Here is a 19,296-nt window from a genome sequence, read left to right as displayed (position 1 = left end):
CTCCCCCTCGTCCGGAACCGCACCGGCAGGCTACCGCCGTCCACGCGGCGCAAACGGGAGCTTGCCGGTAAGCGGTTCCTCCCCTGGGCGGAGATCGACCGAACAGTCTGTGCACGTCGGGCCGAAGATCCGACGCTCAGACCTCCTGGGCATGTCACTATGAGTCACATGAGCGAGAACCGGACCCGGGCCGCACGGGTCGTACCCGTCGCGCTGGCGGTCCTGGTCGCGGGCGTCGCCCTGTTCCTCGCCTGGACGTTCCTGAAGGTCGTGCTCTTCGTGGTGGGCGCGACCGCGATCGTGATCCTGGGTGGCCTTTGCGCGTCCATCGCGGTGGTCGTCCTCGCGGTGCTGCGACGCCGCCCCATCAGCATCGACTAGCGCCCGACTCAGGCGATCGCGCGGCCCTTCCAGGTCACCTTGTCCTTCTTGCGGCGCCACACCGAGTCGACGTAGAGGCCGACGGACAGGGCCGAGGACGCGGGGTGGAACAGCGCGTCGGGAACGAGCCGGTCGCGGCCCGAACGGCCGGAGATGATGCGGCCGGCGACGCCCGCGGCGTAGCCGAGCATCCCGAGCTTGGAGCCGCGCAGTGCGGCGAGCAACGGGAGCACGTCGGAGGCGATCACCTTGGCGCAGGTGGTGACCAGCACCTTGGGGTCGGGGAAGAGCACCCACAGCCAGCGGGTGTAGCCGTCGCGCAGTTCGGCGAAGCCTTCGTACATCCGGCAGGAGGCGATGCCGGACCCGTTGACCGCGACGCCGCGCGAGCCGGTGAACTTCAAGGTCCCCGCGAGCCAGACGTCATCGATCATCGCGTCCTTGATGGCAGCGTGGCCGCCCGCGCGCCGGTAGGCCTCGGCGTCCACCACGATGAACTGACCGTTGGCCAGCATCGCGCCGGGCTCGTGGGAGTCCTCCGCGGACCGCATGTCCACCACGCTCAGTCGGACCCAGGCGTTGACCGGCTGCATCAGCCGCTCGCCGAAGCTGCCGACGATCTGGCGGGGGAACGGCGAGAGGTAGTCCAGGTGCTTGGCCCGCAGCAGGGAGACGGCGGCCGCCATCGCGTGCGGCTCGAACTCGACGTCGGCGTCGACGAACACCAGCACCGATCCGGTGGCCGCCTCACCCAATTGGGCGCAGGCGTGCGGCTTGCCGCGCCACCCCTCCGGCAGCGGCTTGCCGGACAGGATCGTCACCCGCGGGTCACCGCCGGCCGCCTCCCGGATCGCGTCCGAGGTTGCGTCGGTGGAGTTGTCGTCCATCACCAGGATCTCGAGGTCCGCACAACCCTGCTGCGCGACCAGCGAACGGACCGGCAGACCGATTCGGTGCGCCTCGTTGCGGGCGGGCATCAGGACCGAGACACGTTCGGTCACCGTGGGCGGATGCTCGGCCGGCACGTGCTCGAGGCGGGCATTGCGGGCAATCCGGACCGCGATCCGCGTCGCCCGGAAGGTGCCGGCTGCGAGGACCGCGACTGCCGCCACCTTGGCGCCGCGCATGGCCCCTCCGCCCCGAACTCCGCCCCAGATCGCGCTCGCCCGTCCGGGCAACCGCAGGCTACCGAAGATCGACTCGCCCTATCCTGATTCCATGACTGCCGAGGCGGGGGCGCCGGAGATGACGCCCGAACTGGCCGAGCAGATCGCCGCCGTCCGGGCCCGCTACGCCGACGACGTGGCGCGCGGCCTGGACCGGTTCTTCGAGGCGCCGCGGACCACCTGTCCGTGGTGCGGGTCGCCGCGCCTCAAGCCCGTGATGAGCTCGCCGGACATGGTGCAGCACAAGCCCGGACGGTTCGCCGTGATGGGGTGCCGTTCCTGCGGCCACTGCTTCCAGAACCCCCGGCTCAGCCTGGAGGGTCTGGAGTACTACTACCGGGACTTCTATGACGGCGTCGGCGCCGAGCAGGTCGAGAACGGCTTCGAACTCGGCCGCGACGGCAACCTGGCCCGGGCGCGACACCTGCAGGAGTTCTTCCCCGGCGAGCCACCGCGGCGCTGGGTCGACGTCGGCACCGGGTACGGCCACTTCTGCCGCGACGCCCGCGAGATCTGGCCGGAGACCCGCTTCGAGGGCCTCGACATGGGAGTCAGTGTCGAGACCGGCAAGGAGCGCGGCTGGCTGGACGAGGCGCACCGCGGTTTCCTGCCCGATCTGGCGCCGGGCCTGGCCGGCCAGTTCGACGTGGTGAGCATGCATCACTACCTGGAGCACACCCTCGATCCGCGGGTCGAACTGGACAGTGCCGCGATGCTGCTGCGCGAGGGCGGCATCCTGATGATCGAGGTGCCGAACCCGGAGAGCTTCTTCGGCCGACTCGTCGGCCGCTGGTGGTTCCCGTGGCTACAGCCGCAGCACCTGAACTTCGTCCCGCGCGCGAACCTGATGCAGGCGATGATGCACCGCGGCCTGCGCCCGATCCTGGAGGTGCGCGGCGCCTCGCACATCCCGGTCGACCTGACGTTCCTCAGCGTCCTGCCGCTGCTGGTGTACGGGCCCTACCCGGGCATGCCGTGGTCCCCCGACCCCGAGGATCCGGTGGCCAAGAAGCGTTTCGACCGGATGGTCAGGTTCGGCCCGAAGGTCCACAAGGCGGTGCTGCCGCTGGAGAAGGCGCGCACGAAGCTCGCCCACGCCACCGACCGCGGCAACACCTACCGGGTGCTCGCCCGCAAGGACTGACCCGTTGCGTCGCGTGCTTGGATGGCGCATGGCCAAACACCCTACGATCGCGCCCCTGCCGACGGACCCGCCCGCGCTCGACGGGGTCGAACATCGGTGGGTCACCACCCCGGGTGGCATCCGGATCCACGTCGCGCTCGCCGGCCCGGAGGACGGCGCACCGGTGATGCTGGTGCACGGGTTCCCGCAACACTGGTGGGAGTGGCGCCACCAGATCGGCCCGCTGGCCGCGGACGGCTACCGGGTGATCGCGCCGGACATGCGCGGCGCCGGATGGAGCGACGCCCCGCGCGGGCCGTACCGCAAGGCCGACATGGGCGACGACCTCGCCGTCGTGCTGGACGTGCTCGGCGTCGGGCCGGTCAAACTGGCCGCGCACGATTGGGGCGGTCCGGTCGCGTTCTGCCTGCTGCTGAATCACCCGGACAAGGTCAGCGGCTTCCTCGGCTTCAACACCATCGCACCGGTCGCCAAGTTCGACCTCGGGTTGATCAAGCACGCCTGGCGGTTCTGGTACCAGTTCCCGATGCTCACCCCCGGGGCCGGCCCCAAGCTGCTCGCGCAGAGCGACGGCCGCTACCTGCGCATGCTGTGCGCCTGGGTGGCCGGGGAGTTCCGCTGGACCGAGGAGGACACCCAGATCTTTCTCGGCCAGATGCAGGATCCGGCCCGCGCCTACGCCGGATCCCAGTGGTACCGCACCTTCCAGGTCCGCGAGTTCGCGGCCTGGGCCCGCGGCAGGTACGCCGACAACCGGGTGGCCGTCCCGGTCCGTTGGGTGACCGGCCTCGATGACCCGGTGATCACCCCGACCCTGCATCGCTGGTATGGCGACGTCATGCCGGACTGCGAGTTCGAGACCGTGCCCGGCGTCGGGCACTGGATCGTGGAACAGGCGCCCGAGCTGGCGCTGGACCGGCTCCGTGCCTTTCTCAAGTTGTAGAGCATGGAGCTGTAGGGCTCCGCTCCTGGCGCAGCGACGCGCGGTAGACCCACCAGATCAGGAGCGGCTGCAACGGAAGCCGGGCCCACAGCAGGGGTTCGGGGATCGACTGCTCGTCGGCGTGGACCAGCATGTCGATGTTCGCCGGGAAGATGACGATCAGCAGCAGGATCAAGCCGATGCCGGCCTGGCGCCGAACCTGAGGCAGGAGCAGGCCGAGGCCGCCCGCGAATTCGGCGACGCCGCTGATCAGCACCAGTGCGAGATGGGCCGGCAGGTAGTCCGGAGTGATGTTCTCGAAGCTCTGCGCATTGATGAAGTGCAGGATGCCGGTGGTCATGAAGAAGACGCCGAGCAGCCGCTGCGGCCAGGTCGAGCTCCGCAGGTCGGCGATCATCTGACGGAGCGCCAGGTGGACGGCGTCCAGGTCTGCGGGTCCGCCGCCACCTGCTCGCCCGAGGCCATGTTCTTGACCTCGTGCGACTTGCCGTTCTCGAAGGGCGGGAACCAGAGGTAGGGGATCTGTTTGCGGGAGCCGTAGGTCAGCTGCTTCTTCAGCTTGTCCGCCGCGTGGTAGGTCTCGACCTTGAAGCCGCGCGACCGCAGGGTCGCCGCGGTCGCCAGCGCCTCGGGCCGCCGGTCGTCGGAGGGGACGATGACGAGTACCTGTGCGGGCGAGAGCGGTCCGCCGGTGATGGTGCCGTCGGCCACCAGCTTGGCGAAGATCCGGGTCAGCCCGATCGACATGCCGATGCCCGGCAGGTGCCGGCGGATGAAAGAGCCGGCGAGGTCGTCGTAGCGACCGCCGGAGCAGATGCTGCCGAAGCCGGGGGCGTCGTTCAACGTGCCTTCGTAGACCGTGCCGGTGTAGTAGTCCAGCCCACGGGCGATCGACAGGTCAGCCACCACGGAACCGGCCGGCAGGTCGGCGAGCTCGCGCATGACGAAGCCGAGTTCAGACAACCCCTCGTCCAGCAACGCGCCACCCGAGCCCAACCGGGCGATCTCGTCGACGACCTCAGCGCCGCCGGAGACCTGAGCCAGGTCGAGACAGGCTTTGATCTGAGTGTCCGTCAGTCCCAGTTCGGTGCCGAGCAACTGACCGACGGCGTTCGGACCGATCTTGGCGAGCTTGTCGGCGATCCGGATCACGCCGATCGGATCGGTGATGCCGATGCCCTCGTAGAAGCCCTGGAGCACCTTGCGGTTGTTGATGCCGAGGGTGAAGCCGCCGATCTCCAGGTCGGTGAGGACCTCGTGGATGATCCGCGGCAGCTCGGCGTCGAAGGACAGCGGGAGGGAGTCGAGGTTGATCACGTCGATGTCGCACTGGGTGAACTCGCGGAACCGGCCCTCCTGCGGGCGCTCCCCGCGCCAGACCCGCTGGATCTGGTAGCGCTTGAACGGAAACACCAGCTCGTTGAAGTGCTGGGCGACGTAGCGCGCCAGCGGCACCGTGAGGTCGAAGTGCAGCCCCAGGCGGGCGTCGCTCCCGGCGGCCGGGTCGGCCTGCAACCGATTCAGCGTGTAGACCTCCTGCGAGGTCTCGCCCTTGGACATCAGGACCTCGAGTGCCTCCACCGAGGGCGTCTCGACCGAGCAGAACCCGTAGCGCTCGTAGGTGGCCCGGATCCGGTCCAGCCACTGCTGCTCGACCAGGCGCACCTGGGGCAGCCACTCAGGGAAGCCGCTGATCGCGACGGGCTTGACGATGCGGTCCTCGGCCATGAGGAGCCATCCTTCCAGAGCGCCCGGCGCCGCTGCGAAGGGTGAGAGCGGTGGCTACAGCGCCCGGTACATCACGTGCAGCCCGACGGGGCCGAGCCGGGCGTGGTCGTAGGCCTCGGGGACCGTCGCAAGGATCTCGAACCCGAGCGAGCGCCAGAGCGCCCGAACACGCTCCAGATCGCCGGCCAGTCAGCGGAAACCGCCGTGCGGATCGGGGCGGTCATCCCGGCATCACCTCTTCAGGCACCCGGGCCGTGGTGAAGCGGGCCCGCGAGCGGTGGATCAGCGAGCCGTCGGCCTCCCGGTGCGGCTCCCACATCGCGTAGACGTCGGCCCAGGCGGCCGGCAGGTGTTCGGGGAGGACCTGGTCGATCATGATCCGCCCACCGTGCGAGCCGACCCAGGCCCAGTAGCCGTCCGGGCCGGGGAAGACGATGTCGTGCTGCAACTCGGTGATCTCGACGCCCGTGAAGCCGGCGTCGGTGAGCATCGCGGTCATCGACTCGTGCGTGTCGAACGGCTTGTCCGAGTTCGGCTCCCAGGGCGGGCCGATCCGGTGCTTGTAGAGAATCCCCATCGTCTCGTCGAATTTCGGGTCCGACGGGCCGAACGAGCTCATCGCGAACCGGCCGCCGGGGCGCAGCAGCGCGGCCACGCGCGACATCGTCTTGCGCGGCTCCGGAACGAAGAACATGACCATGCCGGCGGTGATCACGTCCAAGCTGCCGGCCGCGAACGCAGGGTCGGAGGCGTCGCCCATCTCGACCCGGACCTGAGTCAGACCGAGCCGGGACGCCTCGGCGGAGCAGAGCTCGACCATCCGTGAGGACAGATCGGTGCCGGTCACCGACCCGGTCGGGCCGACCGCCGCTGCGGCGGGGAACAGGCAGTGGCCCCGGCCGCAGCCCAGATCCAGTACGCGCTCGCTGGGCTGGGGGGCGATCCGGCGGACCAGCTCGGCCCCGAGCGGGGCGAAGAACTCCACCCCGACCTGCTCGTAGCTGTCCGCGGAGTTGTCGAAAGCGGCGGCGATGATCGCCTTCGTCTCGGCGTGAGCGGCGTCCTGCTCGGCCGCTGATTGCGTTGCGTGACCAACGGCGTCCTGCGCCACTGCACCCCTCCTGGGCACCGAACCGATCCGGTCTCCCGGAGGCTATCGCTCGTCGCAACCTGAAGTGGCTCGACTGCACTCCGTGGGATTTAGGGGTCAAGATCCGGTATTAGTTACTTCCGGTCATGATCGAATTACCGACGGCGATACTTTTTGAGCGCTTTTGTCCGTTTTGCCCCAGATGATGTCTGGCGGTAACCAGTTGTGTATTCAAAGTGACGCCGAAGCGGGGAGGCGTGGTCGCCCACCGGATCAGCTCCGCACTGCGCGCGGACCGGATCCTGGTGCTGGACGGCACCACCGCGCAGCTCGGCACCCACGCCGAACTGCTGACGTCCTCACCGCTCTACCGCGACCTCGTCGGCCACTGGCAGGGCGTACCCGCGTAGCGCTCGCTCCGGATGACATCCGTTGTGAACGCTGCGGATGACATCCGTTGTAAACGCTGCGGATGACATCCGTTGTGAAGGTGGGTTACAGCCAACCCGAGTCGCGGACGATGCGGATCGCGTCGATGCGGTTGCGGGCACCGAGCTTGCCGATGATCTTCGACAGGTAGTTGCGCACAGTGCCGTCGGAGAGGCAGAGCCGGGAGGCGATCTCCCGGACCGACTCACCCTGGGCGGCGCGGCGCAGCACCTCCAGCTCGCGCTGGGTCAGGTTGTGCGTGTCGCTCTCGAGCGCGGCGATGGCCAGCTTCGGGTCGACCACGCGCTCGCCGCCGGCGACCCGGCGGATGCTCTCGGACAGCCACGAGGCCGGCGCGTCCTTGTCCACCAGGCCCTGGGCGTGCGCTTCCAGGGCGCGGCGCAGGGTGCCCGGGGTGACGCTGCTGGTCAGCACGAGCACCTTGCACTGTGGTGCGGCCTCGTGCAGGCGGCGGGACAACGCGAAGCCGTCCCGGCCGGACATGTCCACGTCGATGATCGCGACGTCCGCGCGGGTGCGGGTGACTGCCGCGACGGCGTCGCCGTCGGAGCGCACCGCAGCCACGACCTGGATATCGCGTTCGTAGGAGAGCAGCGCGACCAGCGCGCCGCCGTACAGCGCCAGGCTCTCCGCGAGCACGACGCGGATCACGCCCTGGCGGCGCAGCTCCTCGGCCCGGGCGGCGTTGGCCTCGTCGGCCCAGACCGACGGCGGCATCCCCTGCTGGACCACGGCGTAGCCGGTGGCGACCTGCGCCCGGGCAGTCGATGTTGCCTGCATCGGCGCGCGCGTCTGCATCGCGTCCGCAGCCCGCTGCGACACCGTGCGGTAGTTCATTCCATCCACGCTCTGAGTCCCCCCGTGGCCCACGGAAACAGCGAGCAAGCGACACCCGGCTCGGGCGTTGATGATCACGGTACTGAGGCAGGTGTTACTGCAGTTCTGCTTTGCAATTTCGGGTCGGTTCTTTGTGGGGGCGTCACCCAGATGGCCGAATGTGATCGGATCCGGATAAGCGGAAAATCCCTGACATATCCAGGCAATACCGCCCGAACTGCCGCCACCCCCTGCGGCCTGACACAGCGTCAGACGTTAGTGGGTCGACGGCTTGGTCAAGCCCTCGATGCGGCCGTCCGAGGAGGCGTCGACGCCGACGCGACGGGCAACCTGACGGTGAAGACCGTATTGCCCGGAATGCTCGTCACCGAGACGGTGCCTTGGTGCGCTGCAACCACTGCGGTCACGATCGCCAGACCGAGGCCGGTGCTGCCGGCCGCGCGTGAACGGGAGGAGTCCCCGCGGGCGAAGCGCTCGAAGACCTCCGGCAGCAGGTCCGGTGAGATGCCCGGCCCGTTGTCGGCGACGGTCACCACGGCGGTCTCGTAGGGCGCGACACCTTCGGTGCGCAGGCCCACGGTGACCACGGTCTGTGGCGGGGCGTGCGTGCGGGCGTTGGCGAGCAGATTGGTGACCACCTGCGTGAGACGCGCGTTCTCCCCGATCACGCTCACGGGTTCGTCGGAGACCTCCAGGCGCCAGACGTGGGACGGCCCGGCGACATGGGCGTCGCCCACCGCGCCGATCAGCAACTGGGTGAGGTCGACCGATTCCCGGACCAACTGGCGCCCCGAGTCCAGGCTGGCCAGCAGCAGTAGGTCCTCGACCAGGCCGGTCATGCGGATCGCCTGCGACTCCACCCGTCCCAGCGCGTGCGCGACGTCCTCGGGAACCGGCTCCTGGCTGCGCCGGCTGAGCTCGGCGTAGCCGCGGATCGCGGCCAGTGGGGTGCGCAGTTCGTGGCTGGCGTCGGCGACGAAGCGGCGGACCCGCGTCTCACTCGCCTGCCGCGCGGTGAGGGCGGCGCCGACATGGCCGAGCATGTTGTTGATGGCCGCGCCGACCTGGCCGACCTCGGTGCGCGGATCGGTGTCGGACTCCGGCACCCGGACCCCCAGGGCCACCTCGCCGCGATCCAGCGGCATGGTGGCCACTTGCGTCGCGGTGGCGGCCACCCGGCGCAGCGGCCGCAGCGCGAGCCGGACGATGGCGGCCCCCGCCCCTGCGGCCAACAGCAGACCGGCCATGGTGACGGCCGCGATGATCGCGGCGAGGCGGAACACGGTGTCGCTGATGTCGTCCATCGGCAGCCCGGTGACCGCGATCGTGCCGTCCTGAAGCGCGACGGCCTGCAGGCGGTAATGGCCGAGGTCGCCGCCGAGGTCGCGGGTGTGCGCCTTCCTGTCCGGCTTCACCGTGAGGAGGACGGCGGGATTGCCCGGGACCTGGCCCTGGTCACCGCTGGTCGTCAGGACGAGCGGCGCCCCGACGAACTGTCCGTTGCGGAGCCGCGCGATCACCGTTCCTTCGCTCTGCCCCGGACCCAGCGGGCCGGTCTGCTCGTTGATCGGAGCCTCGATGAAGCGCGAGGTGCGCGACGCGGACGCGCCGACCTTCTCGTCGAGCTGGTCGATCAGGTAGCTGCGCAGGGCGACCACGCTGACGACGCCGATCACGAGACTGACCAGCGAGAGCAGCGCGAGCACGACGGCCAGCAGCCGGGTGCGCAGGCTCCAGCCGCGCGGGCCCCAGGCGGCCCACGCACCGTGCAGCCGCCCACGCGGCGGCGGATCCGCGAGCGGGGGAAGCGTCGGCGCTTCGAGGGGCGGTGCGGTCACGACGTCACGACTGGTCGGCCGGCTTGATGACGTAGCCGGCGCCGCGCAGGGTGTGGATCATCGGCGCCCGGCCGGCGTCGATCTTCTTGCGCAGGTAGGAGATGTAGAGCTCGACGACGTTCGCCTGCCCACCGAAGTCGTAGTTCCAGACCCGGTCCAGGATCTGCGCCTTCGAGAGCACCCGGCGCGGGTTGCGCATCAGGTAGCGCAGCAGCTCGTACTCGGTCGCGGTCAGCGAGATCTCCTCGCCGCTGCGCCGGACCTCGTGGCTGTCCTCGTCGAGGGTGAGGTCGCCGACCACCAGCAGCGCCTCGTTGCGCGAGTCGGCCGCCTTGGTCCGGCGGATCAGGCCACGCAGCCGCGCCACGACCTCCTCGAGGCTGAACGGCTTGGTGACGTAGTCGTCGCCGCCGGCGGTCAGGCCCGCGATGCGGTCCTCGACCGCGTCGCGCGCGGTGAGGAACAGGACCGGGATGTCCGGGGTGTCCGCGCGCAGCCGGCGGAGCAGTTCCAGTCCGTCGACGTCCGGCAGCATCACGTCGAGCACCACGGCGTCCGGGCGGAAGTCGCGAGCGGCCTTCAGCGCCCCGGCGCCGTCGCCCGCGGTGCGGATCTCCCAGCCCTCGTAGCGCAGGGCCATCGAGAGCAGGTCGGTAAGGCTGGGCTCGTCGTCGACCACCAGCACGCGCACCGGGGAGCCGTCCGGGCGCTTGAGCTGCTGGGCGCGGGGGTCGGTGCTGCTGTCCGGACCTGAGGTGGGCATGATCCAGATTCTCCCGGCTGCTCTTTATCGACTCTGTGGGCTCTCTGTGTCGATCCTGTGGATCTCAGCGTGCCCGATTCGCGCCGGCCGACACTCACCTGCCGGTGCAAGGTCGCCGACAGGCGGCTCCAAGGGTTCGTGCCGATTTTTTGATTACCTGCCGACCTTCGACTCTGGAGCCCCTCCCATGGACATCTCGAACGTTCCGTCCGAGGCGCCCTCGCCCGGTCCCTGGAGCCGACGTCGCCGGCTCACCCTCGGCTTCACCGCCATCGCCCTCGTCGCCGGTGGTGGCGTGGCCATCGCCGCCGGGCAACCCGACACCGACAGCACCGACGACGCCAAGGCGACCGCGGCCGCCAAGCCGGTCCCCGGCAAGGCCGCGTTCGGCGTCGGCGGCGTCCTGCACAGCGAGTCCGTCGTCTCCGACGGCAACGGTGGGTACCTCACGCACCTGACCCAGGTCGGCAAGGTCTCCTCCGTCGACGCCGACAACCTGACCGTGCTCAGCGAGGACGGCTACCAGCGCTCCTGGTCGCGCACCTCCGACACCGTCGTGGGCGGCGCAGGCTGGAGCGTCAGCAAGAACGACGACGGCTCGTACACCGTCAAGAAGGACACCGAGGATCTCGCCAGCGGCGACCAGGTGGTCGTCATGGGGACGCTGTCCGGCGACGAGGCGACTGCGCAGCGGATCTCCCAGCGGCCGGACACGGGCGAGATTCCCGGCATGGTCCTCAAGCGCTTCGAGGGCGAGTTCGGCGGCAAGACCGGTGGCCAGGACGGCGCGCCGCAGCTCAAGGACCGGATGATGCGGCGCTTCGACGGCGGACCCGGAGGGGAGGTCCGCCGCTTCGAGTTCCGCACCGGTTCGGGCGGCGAAGCCGGCACCAAGGTCATGCCCGAGCCGGCGCCAGACACCACCGCCCCGGCGACTGAGGCTCCCAGCACCGGCGCCGAGCCCGCCCTCGCCACCAGCTCGGGTTCCGTTTCGTTCACCTGACGGAGCCCGCGGCCCTGGTGATCTCCCGCCGGGGCAGTGAGAGGGGACGCCGACCGCAGCCCCGCCTGCGGTCGGCGCCCCCTTGTTCGCCCTGGTCACGTTGGTTTTTGGGCGTCGCCCGCCGTGGCCGCCGCCGACCGCACGGTCGCGCATGCGGTCAGCGTGGTCTCGATCTTCGGCGAGGTCGGTGACCCGGTCACCGGATCCTGGCGAAGGCCCCCGACGGCCACCCACCCAGCCCTCGAGTTCACCAGCGCCGGCCGGTCCTGCGAGGGCGGGCAGACCGGGAAGTTCAAGCCTGCTGGACATCAGCCTGGACCGCGTGTGGATCATGTTCGAGCAGCGCTGCGCCGGCGCCACCGGGTCGTCCTTCGGTGAGATCCGGATCAACGAGGAGAACGACCCCGCCCTGCTGATCGCCCCGGCCCGGCCCTGAGCTTCGTCGTCAGCGGCACCACCGGCGGCACGCTGGCGCCGGGCGAGAGCTGCGTCGTCATGGTGACCTACCTGCCGCTGATCCGCGGGCCGGTCGAGGCCAACCTCAGCTTGTCCGACGCCGGCACCGGCCTCCACGAGATGTACCTGGCCGGCTACGGCGACAGCCCCGCTCAGGCGACTCGGACCAGGCGGGACGGGTCAGCCTGCTGGGGTCTCGGACCGGCTGAAGTCCGCGTCGGCCAGGGTCGCCTTGCGTGCCCGCTTGGCCAGGCGGTCGACGTAGACGGTGCCGTCCAGGTGGTCGCACTCATGCTGAAGACAGCGCGCGACCAGGCCGGCGCCACCGACCGTGACCGGTTCCCAGTTGAGGTCGAAGCCGTGGACGTGGGCCTCGCTGGCGCGGGCCAGCATGGCGGTCGGGCCGGGCACGGACAGGCACCCCTCGGTGCGCTCCACGAGGTCGCGGGGGCCGTCCGGGAGGTGCAGGACGGGGTTGATCAACGTCGCGACCACGCTGCGGCCGGTGGACTCGCCGTCGTTGTCCTCCTCCGGGCAGTCCATGACGAAGACCCGCAGCGCGACGCCGACCTGGTTCGCGGCCAGGCCCACCCCGTGAGCGGCGTACATGCTCGCGAACATGTCCGCGACGAGCTGTTCGAGGTCCGGGGTCTCCCGGGTCACCTCGGCACACGGACGGTGCAGCACGTCCTCGCCGTAGTGGGTGATGGGGCGGACCTGACCGACCCGCTGGCTCGTACTGCCGCGCTCTGTCTGCCCGCCTGAAGTCATGCGGGGGATGTTATGACGTCACCCCGCGGGGCGACTTGGCAAGATGGGGGCATGGCAGGGATCTCCAAGCTCGGGTCCGGTGTGGTCGGGATGGCCGGGCGGATCAGCGCAGTGCCGCCGCCGGTCGCGGGACGGGCCCTACGCCTGGGTGGGGTGCGGCTGCCGATGCTCTCCCCCGGCCGCCTCTACGTCTGCGGGATCACCCCGTACGACGTCACGCACCTGGGGCACGCGGCCACCTTCGTCTGGGCCGACGTCTGCGCCACCGCGATGAAGCTGACCGGCGTCGATGTGACGGTCTGCCGCAACATCACCGACGTCGACGACGTGCTCACCGCGGCCGCGGCCACCCGCGGCCGCAACTACGACGAGTTCGCGCTGAGCCAGGAGTTCCTGTTCGAGCAGGACATGACGGCGCTACGGGTGCCCAAGCCGACCCACGAGCCGCGGGCGCGCAACCACGTCGCGCACGTGATCGCGCTGGCCAACGTGCTGCTCCAGCACAAGAAGGCCTACCTACGGGAAGGCTTCGTCTACTTCCGCGGCGCCCACGTGCCGGAGGAGTTCGGGGTGAACCGCGAGGAGGCCATCCCGCTCTTCCGCGAGTTCGGCAACGACCCGGACGCGCCGCTCAAGGACGACCCGTTCGACGTCGCGGTCTGGCGGCCCTCGGACGAGACGCATCCGGCGTGGCCGAGCCCGTGGGGCTGGGGCCGGCCGGGCTGGCACGCGGAGTGCACCGCGATGGCGCACGCGTACCTGGGCCCGGGCTTCGACGTGCTGGCCGGGGGCGCCGACCTGGTTTTCCCCCATCACGCCTACCAGATCGCCATCGGCGAGGCCGCGACCCGGATCGGGCACCTGGCCCGAGGCCGGCTCGCGGTCGGCACCGTCCACGTCAACGGCGCGAAGATGGCGAAGTCCACCGGCAACCTGGTGCTGGTCGCCGACCTGCTCACCGCGCACCGCGCCGCCGGCATCCGGCTCTTTCTGCTGGACCGGCCGTGGGCGGACCCGTGGGAGTTCCGCCACGAGGACCTGGCCGCCGCCGACGCCCGACTGGACCGGATCTACGCGGCCGCCGGCAAGCCCGGCGACGCCGGGGCGGCCGGCGAGGCGGTCATCACCGCGTTGCTGGAGGACCTCGACGTCCCGACGGCGCTGAACATCGCCGAGGAGGCCGGCGGCGACGCGGCCCGTTTCCTGCTGCGCACCCTCCGCCTGGACGGCGTCGACATCTGAGCCTCGCCGCGCCCTGTCCGGATCCGGCCTAGGGCGAACCCGGCCCGGTGGGTTAGCGTCAGGCCGACATTCCTCGCTGATGCGCTGTCCCGGCGCGACATCGGAGGTTCTACTCGCTGTGCATTTCTCCCTGCTGGAAACCGTGCTGATCGCGGGGTTCGTCAATGCCGGCCTGTACGGCTTCCTCCCGATCTCGATCATCCTGAGCTACCGCATCTCGCGCACGATCGCCTTCGTGCACGGCGGGATCGCCGCGGCGGCCGCCCTGGCCTACTGGCTGTTGTGCTTCGAATCGCCGGAGTTCCTGCCCGGCGAGGACGTCGTCCCGAACTTCATCCTCCAGTTGGGCTCGGACCCCGATGGCGCGCACCGCTACGGCAGTCGGCCGGAGTTCGACCCGTTGGCGGCCCTGCTGCTGGTGATGGTGATGGGGGCGGCGATCGGCGCCGTCTACGGCGCCATTGTGATGTCGCGGCGGATCGCGAGCCAGAACATCCTCACCCTCACGATCATTTCGCTCGGCGGGATGATGGCCCTGATCGGGATCTTCCAGTACCTCAACGTGCAGCCCGACTCGCTGCCGGCCAGCCCGTTCGGCGCCCACACCTACGTCTTCCAGGACGTCCCGCTGACACGCCATCGCCTGGTGACCCTCGTCGTCGTCGCGGTCCTCTCGGTGATCCTGGGCATCCTGTTGACCCGGACGCACACCGGCCTGGTGATCCGCGCGCTCGCGGACGACCAGGAGGCCGGGGTGTGGTGCGGGATCAAGTTGCGCGCCGTCGGCACCCTGGTCTACGCCGGGTCCGGCGCGCTGGCCGCGCTGGCCGGGGTGCTGATTGCCGTGACGGCCGGGCCCAACCCCGCGGAGATGCTCCTGTTGTTCCTCAACGGCCTGGCCATCGCCGCCGTCGGCGGCATGCGGTCGATCCCCCTGGCCTTCGTCGGCGCCCTGGTGTTCTCGTTCCTCGAGACCGCACTGATTGTGGGCTTCTTCGGCGACGTCGACCGGGCGGTGTCGGCCCTCGTGCTCTACGGCGCCCTGCTCGGGATCATCGTCACGGTCGCCCGGTTCCGAAAAGAGAACGTCTTCCTGCTGGAGAGGCAGTCGCTGTGAGGGGCTCGTCGGACGGCTCGGTGCTGACGGTCCGTCAGCTTGTCGCCGGGTACTCAGGCCAGGCGGTGCTGCACCGGGTCGACATGGAGGTCCGCGGCGGCGAGGTGATCAGCCTGCTCGGCGCCAACGGGGCCGGCAAGTCCACGCTGCTCAAGACCATCATGGGCACGGTGCCGGTGATCGCCGGCCAGATCCACCTCGGCGACGCCGACATCACCCGGTGGGCCCCCTCCAAGCGGGTCGCGGCCGGGATCGGGTTCTCCCCCGAGGGCCGTCGCGTCTTCGCCAACCTGACCGTCGAGGAGAACCTGCTGATCGGCGCCACCTCGATGCGCACATCGCATCGGCGCGACCAGATGACCTACACCGGTGAGCTGTTCCCGATCCTCGCCAACCGGATGGATCAGCGGGCCGGGACGCTGTCCGGCGGCGAGCAGCAGATGCTCGCGGTCGCGCGGGCGATGATGACCAAGCCGCAGCTGCTGCTGGTCGAGGAGCCGTCTCAGGGCCTGGCCCCGATGGTCGTCGACCGGATCTACGAGACCCTGCGCGAGATCGCCGCCGACCGCGGCGTCGCGGTGCTCATCGCCGAGCAGTTCCAGCAGATAAGGGAGGAGTTCAGCGACCGGATCCTGGTCATCGACAAGGGCCAGATCATCCCCGACGAGGAGCTCGTCGCCGCCCCGGCCGCCGGTTCCGCGGATGGGGAGGTGACGGCATGAAGAACGTCCCCACCCTCGGCCGCCCCGACGCGCGGCGCACCACGTCCCGTCCGGTGCTCACCGCAATGTCCGCCCCCGGTTCCCTGATCGCCGTCGCTCTGCTCGTGCTCTACGCCTTCACCGCGCCGGACTACAAGGTCTTCACGGTCGCCGGCGCGGTGCCGATCGCCCTGACCGGGCTCGGCCTGTTGGTACTGATCGGCTGGGCCCGCGAGATTTCGCTGGCGACCGCCGGCATCTTCGGCTCCGCGATCTACGTGATGGGCTACCTGACCCGTAACCCCGAAGAGGGACCGGGTCTGCTCGGCGCCGGCGGAGTGAAGGGCGGCGGCCTGCCCTGGGTCCTCGCCGCGGTGATCGTGATCGGGGGCTGCGCGCTGGCGTTGGCGCTGATCGCCCTGTCCTCCGCGCGACTGCCCGGCATCTACCTGGTGGTGCTCACCTTCGGGCTGCAGATCGTCATCGAGCGCACCATCTACACCTACGGCGATCTCGCCGGTGGCCTGTCCGGCGGCGACATCCGCGGCAACATCCTCACCATCGAACGCCCCGGGTTCTTCGGCATCGACATCCAGGGCGACACCGCGTTCTACTTCTTCGCACTCGGCTGGCTGGCCGTCGCCCTGGTCCTCCTCGTCCGCCTACGTCGCTCCCCGGTAGGGCTGGCGTTCCACCTGGTCGGGGCAGACCGGCAGGCCGCCGCCGCGGTGGGGATCAACCCGTTGAAGTTCCGCGTGCTCGCCTTCGGCGTCTCCGGCGCACTGGCCGGGGCGGGCGGCATCGTGTCGGCCTGGCACCTGGAGTCACCGCCGGTCTTCATCAACCTGATGTCCCCCTACTCGCTGCTGCTGCTGGCCATCCCGGTGTTGGCCGGCCTGGACTCGATCGCGTTCGTGGTGCTGGTCGCGGTCTCGTTCCAACTGACGCCGGTGCAACTGGAGTCGTTGCGCATCAGCCCGTTCATCCTCGCGGCGGTCGGCCTGCTCGCCGGCGCCGTGTTCGGCTCGCGCGGGATGGGCGGCCGGGCCGCGGACGCCTACCGCTACCTGCTGCACGGCGGACGCCGGACCCGTACGGCGCGGGAACGGTTGGACGCCGCGGTGCTGCGCGGTTCGGAGGGCCTGGCCGCCGAGGACGGGGGCACCCCGATCAGCATGCTCTCGGCCGAGGACCGGTCCGCCGCCCTCGCCGTGCTCGAGGCCTGGCTGCCACCGCGGCCGGCGATCGACAACGCCGCCGAGGCCCGCGACATCGTGGTGACGTTCGGGGCGGTGCACGCGCTCGACGGCGCATCGATCCGGGTGCCGAACCAGTCGATGGTCGGGCTGCTGGGGCCGAACGGTGCGGGCAAGAGCACGCTGTTCGACGTGATCTCCGGCGTACGCCGGCCCGACCAGGGCTCGGTCTCGCTGTTCGGCACCGACGTTTCCGCGATGCCGGCCTGGGACCGCGCCAAGCTCGGCGTCGCCCGCACCTTCCAGACCACCCGGGTGATGCCCGACCTGACCGTCGGAGACAACCTGCTCTCCGGGGCCTACCAACGGATCGGGATCAACCCGCTGCGGTTCCTGGCCGGTGACCCGCGCGCGGCGGCCCGGCTTCGCGAGGCCGAGGACGCGGCCTGGGCGGCGGCCCGACTGCTGGACATCGACCGGTACTGGAACGAGCGGGCCGGCACGCTGGAGTTCTCGGCCCGCCGACGGGCCGAGATCGGGCGCTGCCTGCTCGCCGGTCCCCGCCTGCTGCTGCTCGACGAGCCGGCCGCCGGCCTGGACCCGGCCTCCAGCGTCGCGCTGTTCAGCCTGCTCAAGAGGCTGCATGCCGACCTCGGCCTGACCGTGCTGCTGGTCGAGCACTACGTCAAGGCCGTGCTCGACTCCTGCGACCTGGTCTATGTGCTCGCCGAGGGGCGGATCCTCGCCGAGGGCACGCCGGCCGAGGTGGCTGCCAACACCGAGGTCCGCGACCGCTACCTGGGCACCCGGATGCGCTACGTGCCGAAGGTCGTGGTGCAGACCGACGCGGCAGCGGCCGCGGTGACCCCGGAGGACGCCACCGCTGCGGAGATCAGTTCTCCGTGAACCGCTCGGTCCCCGGCACCAGACGCAGGCCCTTGATGCCGGAGTGCTGCTGGGCGTAGGCCAGCGCCTTGGCCAGGCTGACCACGCCGTTGCTGCCCGGGTGGGGCAGCACGATGAGGCTGGAGGCGACCCCGAGCGCACGGCCCTGCTCATCGAGGACGCCACTGCCGGAGTCGCCCGGGATCACCGGCGTCAGGAAGTAGACCAGAAAGGCCCAGTCCTCGTCGGTGCGCTCGAGGATCGCGCCGCTCTTCGGCGACAACTCCTCGACGCCGTACCGCAGCGGCGAGTTCCCGTAGGAGAAGGCCAGGTCTCCAGTGCCCGCAGTGCCGGGGCTCAGCGCGGTCGGGCCGCCGAAGAACGGCACCGACGGGTTGAGCGTGCCGACCGCCGAGTCCGGCAGGCGGACCAGGGCGAAGTCGTTCGCCCGGCAGATGTTCTCGTCCCTCTCGCCGATCGACTGCATGGCGCCCCACGAGCTGTAGGCCAACGTGCCGGCCACCTCCGTCCCGCGCACCCCGACCTCGGTGCCGAGCGGGAGCACGGGGTCGGTGCAGCCGTCGAAGTTGTCAGGCTCGCCGCGGCTGGCGCAGTGCGCCGCCTGGCCGAGATAGAAGTGGCCGGCGGCGTCAGTAAAGACGAAGTTGGCCGTGCAGCCCTTGCCGTCGGTGACCAGCAGGACGCCCGGGTGGACGGTGGCCTTCTCCAGCGGCGCGAAGTCGGTGCGGGCGGCGTCGGCCGTCGGGGGGCCCGCGGCGATCACCCCGAGCGCCAGCGCGAGCGCCACCGCGGCGCGGCGTAGCGGGGCGGGACGGGGCACGGATCCTCCAGGGCGTCACCTGTCAAACGGCGCAGCCGGGCGGTTCGTTACGTCGCGGCGGGCGCGGACCCGGTGGAGGCGTCCGTCACACCGGTGGCGAAGGTAAAGCTTTGTTATTGGTGGGGCTGGAGTGGCGGTCGGGATTGTCCGGTTTTGAGTGCACTCAGTGGCCCATTCAGGCCTGGGCGGTGCCTGTGCGTAGCGGTGATTGGACGCAACGTGCCGACACGCCCAAAGCCTGTACAACCGGGTCGCACCCCTTCAAGCTGACCAATCTGCGACATTTACTGACGAGTTGTTGGGCATCGAAAGGGGATTCGCAGGTGATCACCGCGAACGAGGTCGCTCGCGCTGGTGCCCTGTTTACCTTGCCCCGGCCCGCACCCGGTGACGCGTGGCCTGCGGGACGGCCCTGATGGCCAGCCCCGTGCTCTACCGCCGCCGCGCCGAGGCGCCGTCGATCCGCCGGACCGAGGGTCACGGTCGGTCACGGTCACGCCGCGCCCGTCGTCGCCCGTCGTGGTCGCGCTCGGGATACGGCGCCATCGCGGTGGTCGTGCTCGTGGTGGCCACCTGCGCGTCGGCGCTGACCTCGATGTACCTGCTGTCGCTGATCAACTACTGAGGCTCAGCTACTGAGCCTCGGGCTCGGTCGCGGGCTCGGTGGCGGGCTCGGTGGCGGGCTCGGTGGCGGGCTCGGTGGCGGGCTCGGTGGCGGGCTCGGTGGCGGGCTCGGTCGCGGGC

At 70.4% G+C, this 19,296-nt stretch carries 19 protein-coding genes and 1 pseudogene; 10 read left to right on the top strand and 10 right to left on the bottom strand.

Annotated elements, in window-relative coordinates; genetic code table 11:
• The first annotated feature begins 168 nt into the window (after positions 1–168).
• The gene (locus tag H0X00_RS05635; RefSeq protein WP_293767869.1) at positions 169–381 is read left to right on the top strand and encodes a hypothetical protein; all 213 of its coding nucleotides are present in this window, start codon (positions 169–171) and stop codon (positions 379–381) included.
• Positions 382–389: 8 nt separating this feature from the next.
• On the opposite strand, the gene H0X00_RS05630 is transcribed toward H0X00_RS05635, so the two are convergent.
• Positions 390–1,508 (bottom strand): glycosyltransferase family 2 protein, encoded by a 1,119-nt coding sequence (locus tag H0X00_RS05630; protein ID WP_293767867.1) that lies wholly within the window; start codon positions 1,506–1,508, stop codon positions 390–392.
• Between the two features lie 91 nt (positions 1,509–1,599).
• Here H0X00_RS05630 and H0X00_RS05625 point away from each other — a divergent pair, with 91 nt between their 5' ends.
• Together H0X00_RS05625 and H0X00_RS05620 are read left to right on the top strand one after the other, a co-directional pair.
• Positions 1,600–2,691, top strand: a complete 1,092-nt coding sequence (locus H0X00_RS05625) for a class I SAM-dependent methyltransferase (RefSeq protein ID WP_293767865.1) — start codon at positions 1,600–1,602, stop codon at positions 2,689–2,691.
• A 28-nt stretch (positions 2,692–2,719) separates the two neighbouring features.
• Positions 2,720–3,634, top strand: coding sequence for an alpha/beta fold hydrolase (locus H0X00_RS05620; protein ID WP_293767862.1), 915 nt, complete (start codon positions 2,720–2,722; stop codon positions 3,632–3,634).
• Here H0X00_RS05620 and H0X00_RS05615 read toward each other — a convergent pair.
• The 4 genes and pseudogenes from H0X00_RS05615 to H0X00_RS05605 form a co-directional block, all read right to left on the bottom strand.
• The gene (locus H0X00_RS05615) at positions 3,624–4,031 is read right to left on the bottom strand and encodes a DoxX family protein (protein WP_293767860.1); all 408 of its coding nucleotides are present in this window, start codon (positions 4,029–4,031) and stop codon (positions 3,624–3,626) included. The two genes, H0X00_RS05620 and H0X00_RS05615, sit on opposite strands and share 11 nt — an antisense overlap.
• Entirely contained in the window at positions 4,028–5,362 is a 1,335-nt protein-coding gene (hisS, locus tag H0X00_RS05610; protein ID WP_293767858.1) for a histidine--tRNA ligase, read from the bottom strand. Before hisS ends, H0X00_RS05615 begins: the two co-directional genes overlap by 4 nt.
• A 54-nt stretch (positions 5,363–5,416) precedes the next feature.
• Positions 5,417–5,524, bottom strand: a pseudogene (locus tag H0X00_RS23690) (GNAT family N-acetyltransferase); the annotation flags it as partial.
• 58 nt (positions 5,525–5,582) lie between these two features.
• Positions 5,583–6,473 (bottom strand): class I SAM-dependent methyltransferase, encoded by an 891-nt coding sequence (locus tag H0X00_RS05605; protein WP_293767856.1) that lies wholly within the window; start codon positions 6,471–6,473, stop codon positions 5,583–5,585.
• Between the two features lie 215 nt (positions 6,474–6,688).
• Here H0X00_RS05605 and H0X00_RS05600 point away from each other — a divergent pair, with 215 nt between their 5' ends.
• Positions 6,689–6,862, top strand: coding sequence for a hypothetical protein (locus H0X00_RS05600; protein ID WP_293767854.1), 174 nt, complete (start codon positions 6,689–6,691; stop codon positions 6,860–6,862).
• An 85-nt stretch (positions 6,863–6,947) separates the two neighbouring features.
• Here H0X00_RS05600 and H0X00_RS05595 read toward each other — a convergent pair whose 3' ends face one another.
• The 3 genes from H0X00_RS05595 to H0X00_RS05585 all read right to left on the bottom strand — a co-directional run bounded on the left by H0X00_RS05595 (position 6,948) and on the right by H0X00_RS05585 (position 10,340).
• The gene (locus H0X00_RS05595) at positions 6,948–7,739 is read right to left on the bottom strand and encodes a DNA-binding response regulator (protein ID WP_293767851.1); all 792 of its coding nucleotides are present in this window, start codon (positions 7,737–7,739) and stop codon (positions 6,948–6,950) included.
• Positions 7,740–8,014: 275 nt separating this feature from the next.
• A complete protein-coding gene (locus H0X00_RS05590; protein ID WP_367186441.1) occupies positions 8,015–9,511 on the bottom strand; it encodes a sensor histidine kinase in 1,497 nt (498 codons plus the stop codon).
• 70 nt (positions 9,512–9,581) lie between these two features.
• Entirely contained in the window at positions 9,582–10,340 is a 759-nt protein-coding gene (locus H0X00_RS05585; RefSeq protein ID WP_293767847.1) for a response regulator transcription factor, read from the bottom strand.
• Between the two features lie 187 nt (positions 10,341–10,527).
• Here H0X00_RS05585 and H0X00_RS05580 point away from each other — a divergent pair, with 187 nt between their 5' ends.
• On the top strand, positions 10,528–11,343 hold the full coding sequence (locus H0X00_RS05580) for a hypothetical protein (RefSeq protein ID WP_293767843.1): 816 nt from the start codon (positions 10,528–10,530) through the stop codon (positions 11,341–11,343).
• 636 nt (positions 11,344–11,979) lie between these two features.
• Here the strand turns inward: H0X00_RS05580 and def are convergent.
• On the bottom strand, positions 11,980–12,570 hold the full coding sequence (def, locus tag H0X00_RS05575) for a peptide deformylase (RefSeq protein ID WP_293767841.1): 591 nt from the start codon (positions 12,568–12,570) through the stop codon (positions 11,980–11,982).
• A 51-nt stretch (positions 12,571–12,621) separates the two neighbouring features.
• On the opposite strand from def, the gene H0X00_RS05570 reads away from it, so the two are divergent.
• From H0X00_RS05570 to H0X00_RS05555, 4 genes are all read left to right on the top strand, one after another.
• On the top strand, positions 12,622–13,812 hold the full coding sequence (locus tag H0X00_RS05570) for a cysteine--tRNA ligase (protein WP_293767839.1): 1,191 nt from the start codon (positions 12,622–12,624) through the stop codon (positions 13,810–13,812).
• 118 nt (positions 13,813–13,930) lie between these two features.
• Positions 13,931–14,929, top strand: coding sequence for a hypothetical protein (locus H0X00_RS05565; protein WP_293767837.1), 999 nt, complete (start codon positions 13,931–13,933; stop codon positions 14,927–14,929).
• Complete coding sequence (locus H0X00_RS05560; RefSeq protein WP_293767835.1) at positions 14,926–15,651, top strand: ABC transporter ATP-binding protein; 726 nt, start codon at positions 14,926–14,928, stop codon at positions 15,649–15,651. Before H0X00_RS05565 ends, H0X00_RS05560 begins: the two co-directional genes overlap by 4 nt.
• Positions 15,648–17,732 carry an ATP-binding cassette domain-containing protein gene (locus H0X00_RS05555; RefSeq protein WP_293767833.1) on the top strand — a complete coding sequence of 695 codons (2,085 nt, stop codon included), beginning with the start codon at positions 15,648–15,650 and terminating at the stop codon, positions 17,730–17,732. Before H0X00_RS05560 ends, H0X00_RS05555 begins: the two co-directional genes overlap by 4 nt.
• Here the strand turns inward: H0X00_RS05555 and H0X00_RS05550 are convergent.
• Positions 17,719–18,552, bottom strand: a complete 834-nt coding sequence (locus tag H0X00_RS05550) for a serine protease (protein ID WP_293767831.1) — start codon at positions 18,550–18,552, stop codon at positions 17,719–17,721. The two genes, H0X00_RS05555 and H0X00_RS05550, sit on opposite strands and share 14 nt — an antisense overlap.
• 415 nt (positions 18,553–18,967) lie before the next feature.
• Between H0X00_RS05550 and H0X00_RS05545 the strand changes: the two genes are divergently transcribed.
• Positions 18,968–19,177: a hypothetical protein gene (locus tag H0X00_RS05545; RefSeq protein WP_293767829.1), complete on the top strand. Its 210-nt coding sequence runs from the start codon at positions 18,968–18,970 to the stop codon at positions 19,175–19,177.
• Positions 19,178–19,296 lie beyond the last annotated feature (119 nt).

The sequence above is a fragment of the Sporichthya sp. genome (genome assembly GCF_013815995.1).
Taxonomy (GTDB): Bacteria; Actinomycetota; Actinomycetes; order Sporichthyales; family Sporichthyaceae; genus Sporichthya.
The sequence above is the reverse complement of the archived record's forward strand: the minus strand, read 5'-3'. Positions and strand labels throughout refer to the sequence as shown.

What these genes read in the sequence shown, in the direction of transcription:
- H0X00_RS05570 (WP_293767839.1), top strand. Translation starts at nt 12,622, where the DNA reads ATGGCAGGGATCTCCAAGCTCGGGTCCGGTGTGGTCGGGATGGCCGGG.
- H0X00_RS05620 (WP_293767862.1), top strand. Translation starts at nt 2,720, where the DNA reads ATGGCCAAACACCCTACGATCGCGCCCCTGCCGACGGACCCGCCCGCG.
- H0X00_RS05615 (WP_293767860.1), bottom strand. Translation starts at nt 4,031, where the DNA reads ATGATCGCCGACCTGCGGAGCTCGACCTGGCCGCAGCGGCTGCTCGGC.
- H0X00_RS05595 (WP_293767851.1), bottom strand. Translation starts at nt 7,739, where the DNA reads ATGAACTACCGCACGGTGTCGCAGCGGGCTGCGGACGCGATGCAGACG.
- H0X00_RS05625 (WP_293767865.1), top strand. Translation starts at nt 1,600, where the DNA reads ATGACTGCCGAGGCGGGGGCGCCGGAGATGACGCCCGAACTGGCCGAG.
- H0X00_RS05545 (WP_293767829.1), top strand. Translation starts at nt 18,968, where the DNA reads ATGGCCAGCCCCGTGCTCTACCGCCGCCGCGCCGAGGCGCCGTCGATC.
- H0X00_RS05635 (WP_293767869.1), top strand. Translation starts at nt 169, where the DNA reads ATGAGCGAGAACCGGACCCGGGCCGCACGGGTCGTACCCGTCGCGCTG.
- H0X00_RS05585 (WP_293767847.1), bottom strand. Translation starts at nt 10,340, where the DNA reads ATGCCCACCTCAGGTCCGGACAGCAGCACCGACCCCCGCGCCCAGCAG.
- def (WP_293767841.1), bottom strand. Translation starts at nt 12,570, where the DNA reads ATGACTTCAGGCGGGCAGACAGAGCGCGGCAGTACGAGCCAGCGGGTC.
- H0X00_RS05630 (WP_293767867.1), bottom strand. Translation starts at nt 1,508, where the DNA reads ATGCGCGGCGCCAAGGTGGCGGCAGTCGCGGTCCTCGCAGCCGGCACC.
- H0X00_RS05555 (WP_293767833.1), top strand. Translation starts at nt 15,648, where the DNA reads ATGAAGAACGTCCCCACCCTCGGCCGCCCCGACGCGCGGCGCACCACG.
- H0X00_RS05580 (WP_293767843.1), top strand. Translation starts at nt 10,528, where the DNA reads ATGGACATCTCGAACGTTCCGTCCGAGGCGCCCTCGCCCGGTCCCTGG.
- hisS (WP_293767858.1), bottom strand. Translation starts at nt 5,362, where the DNA reads ATGGCCGAGGACCGCATCGTCAAGCCCGTCGCGATCAGCGGCTTCCCT.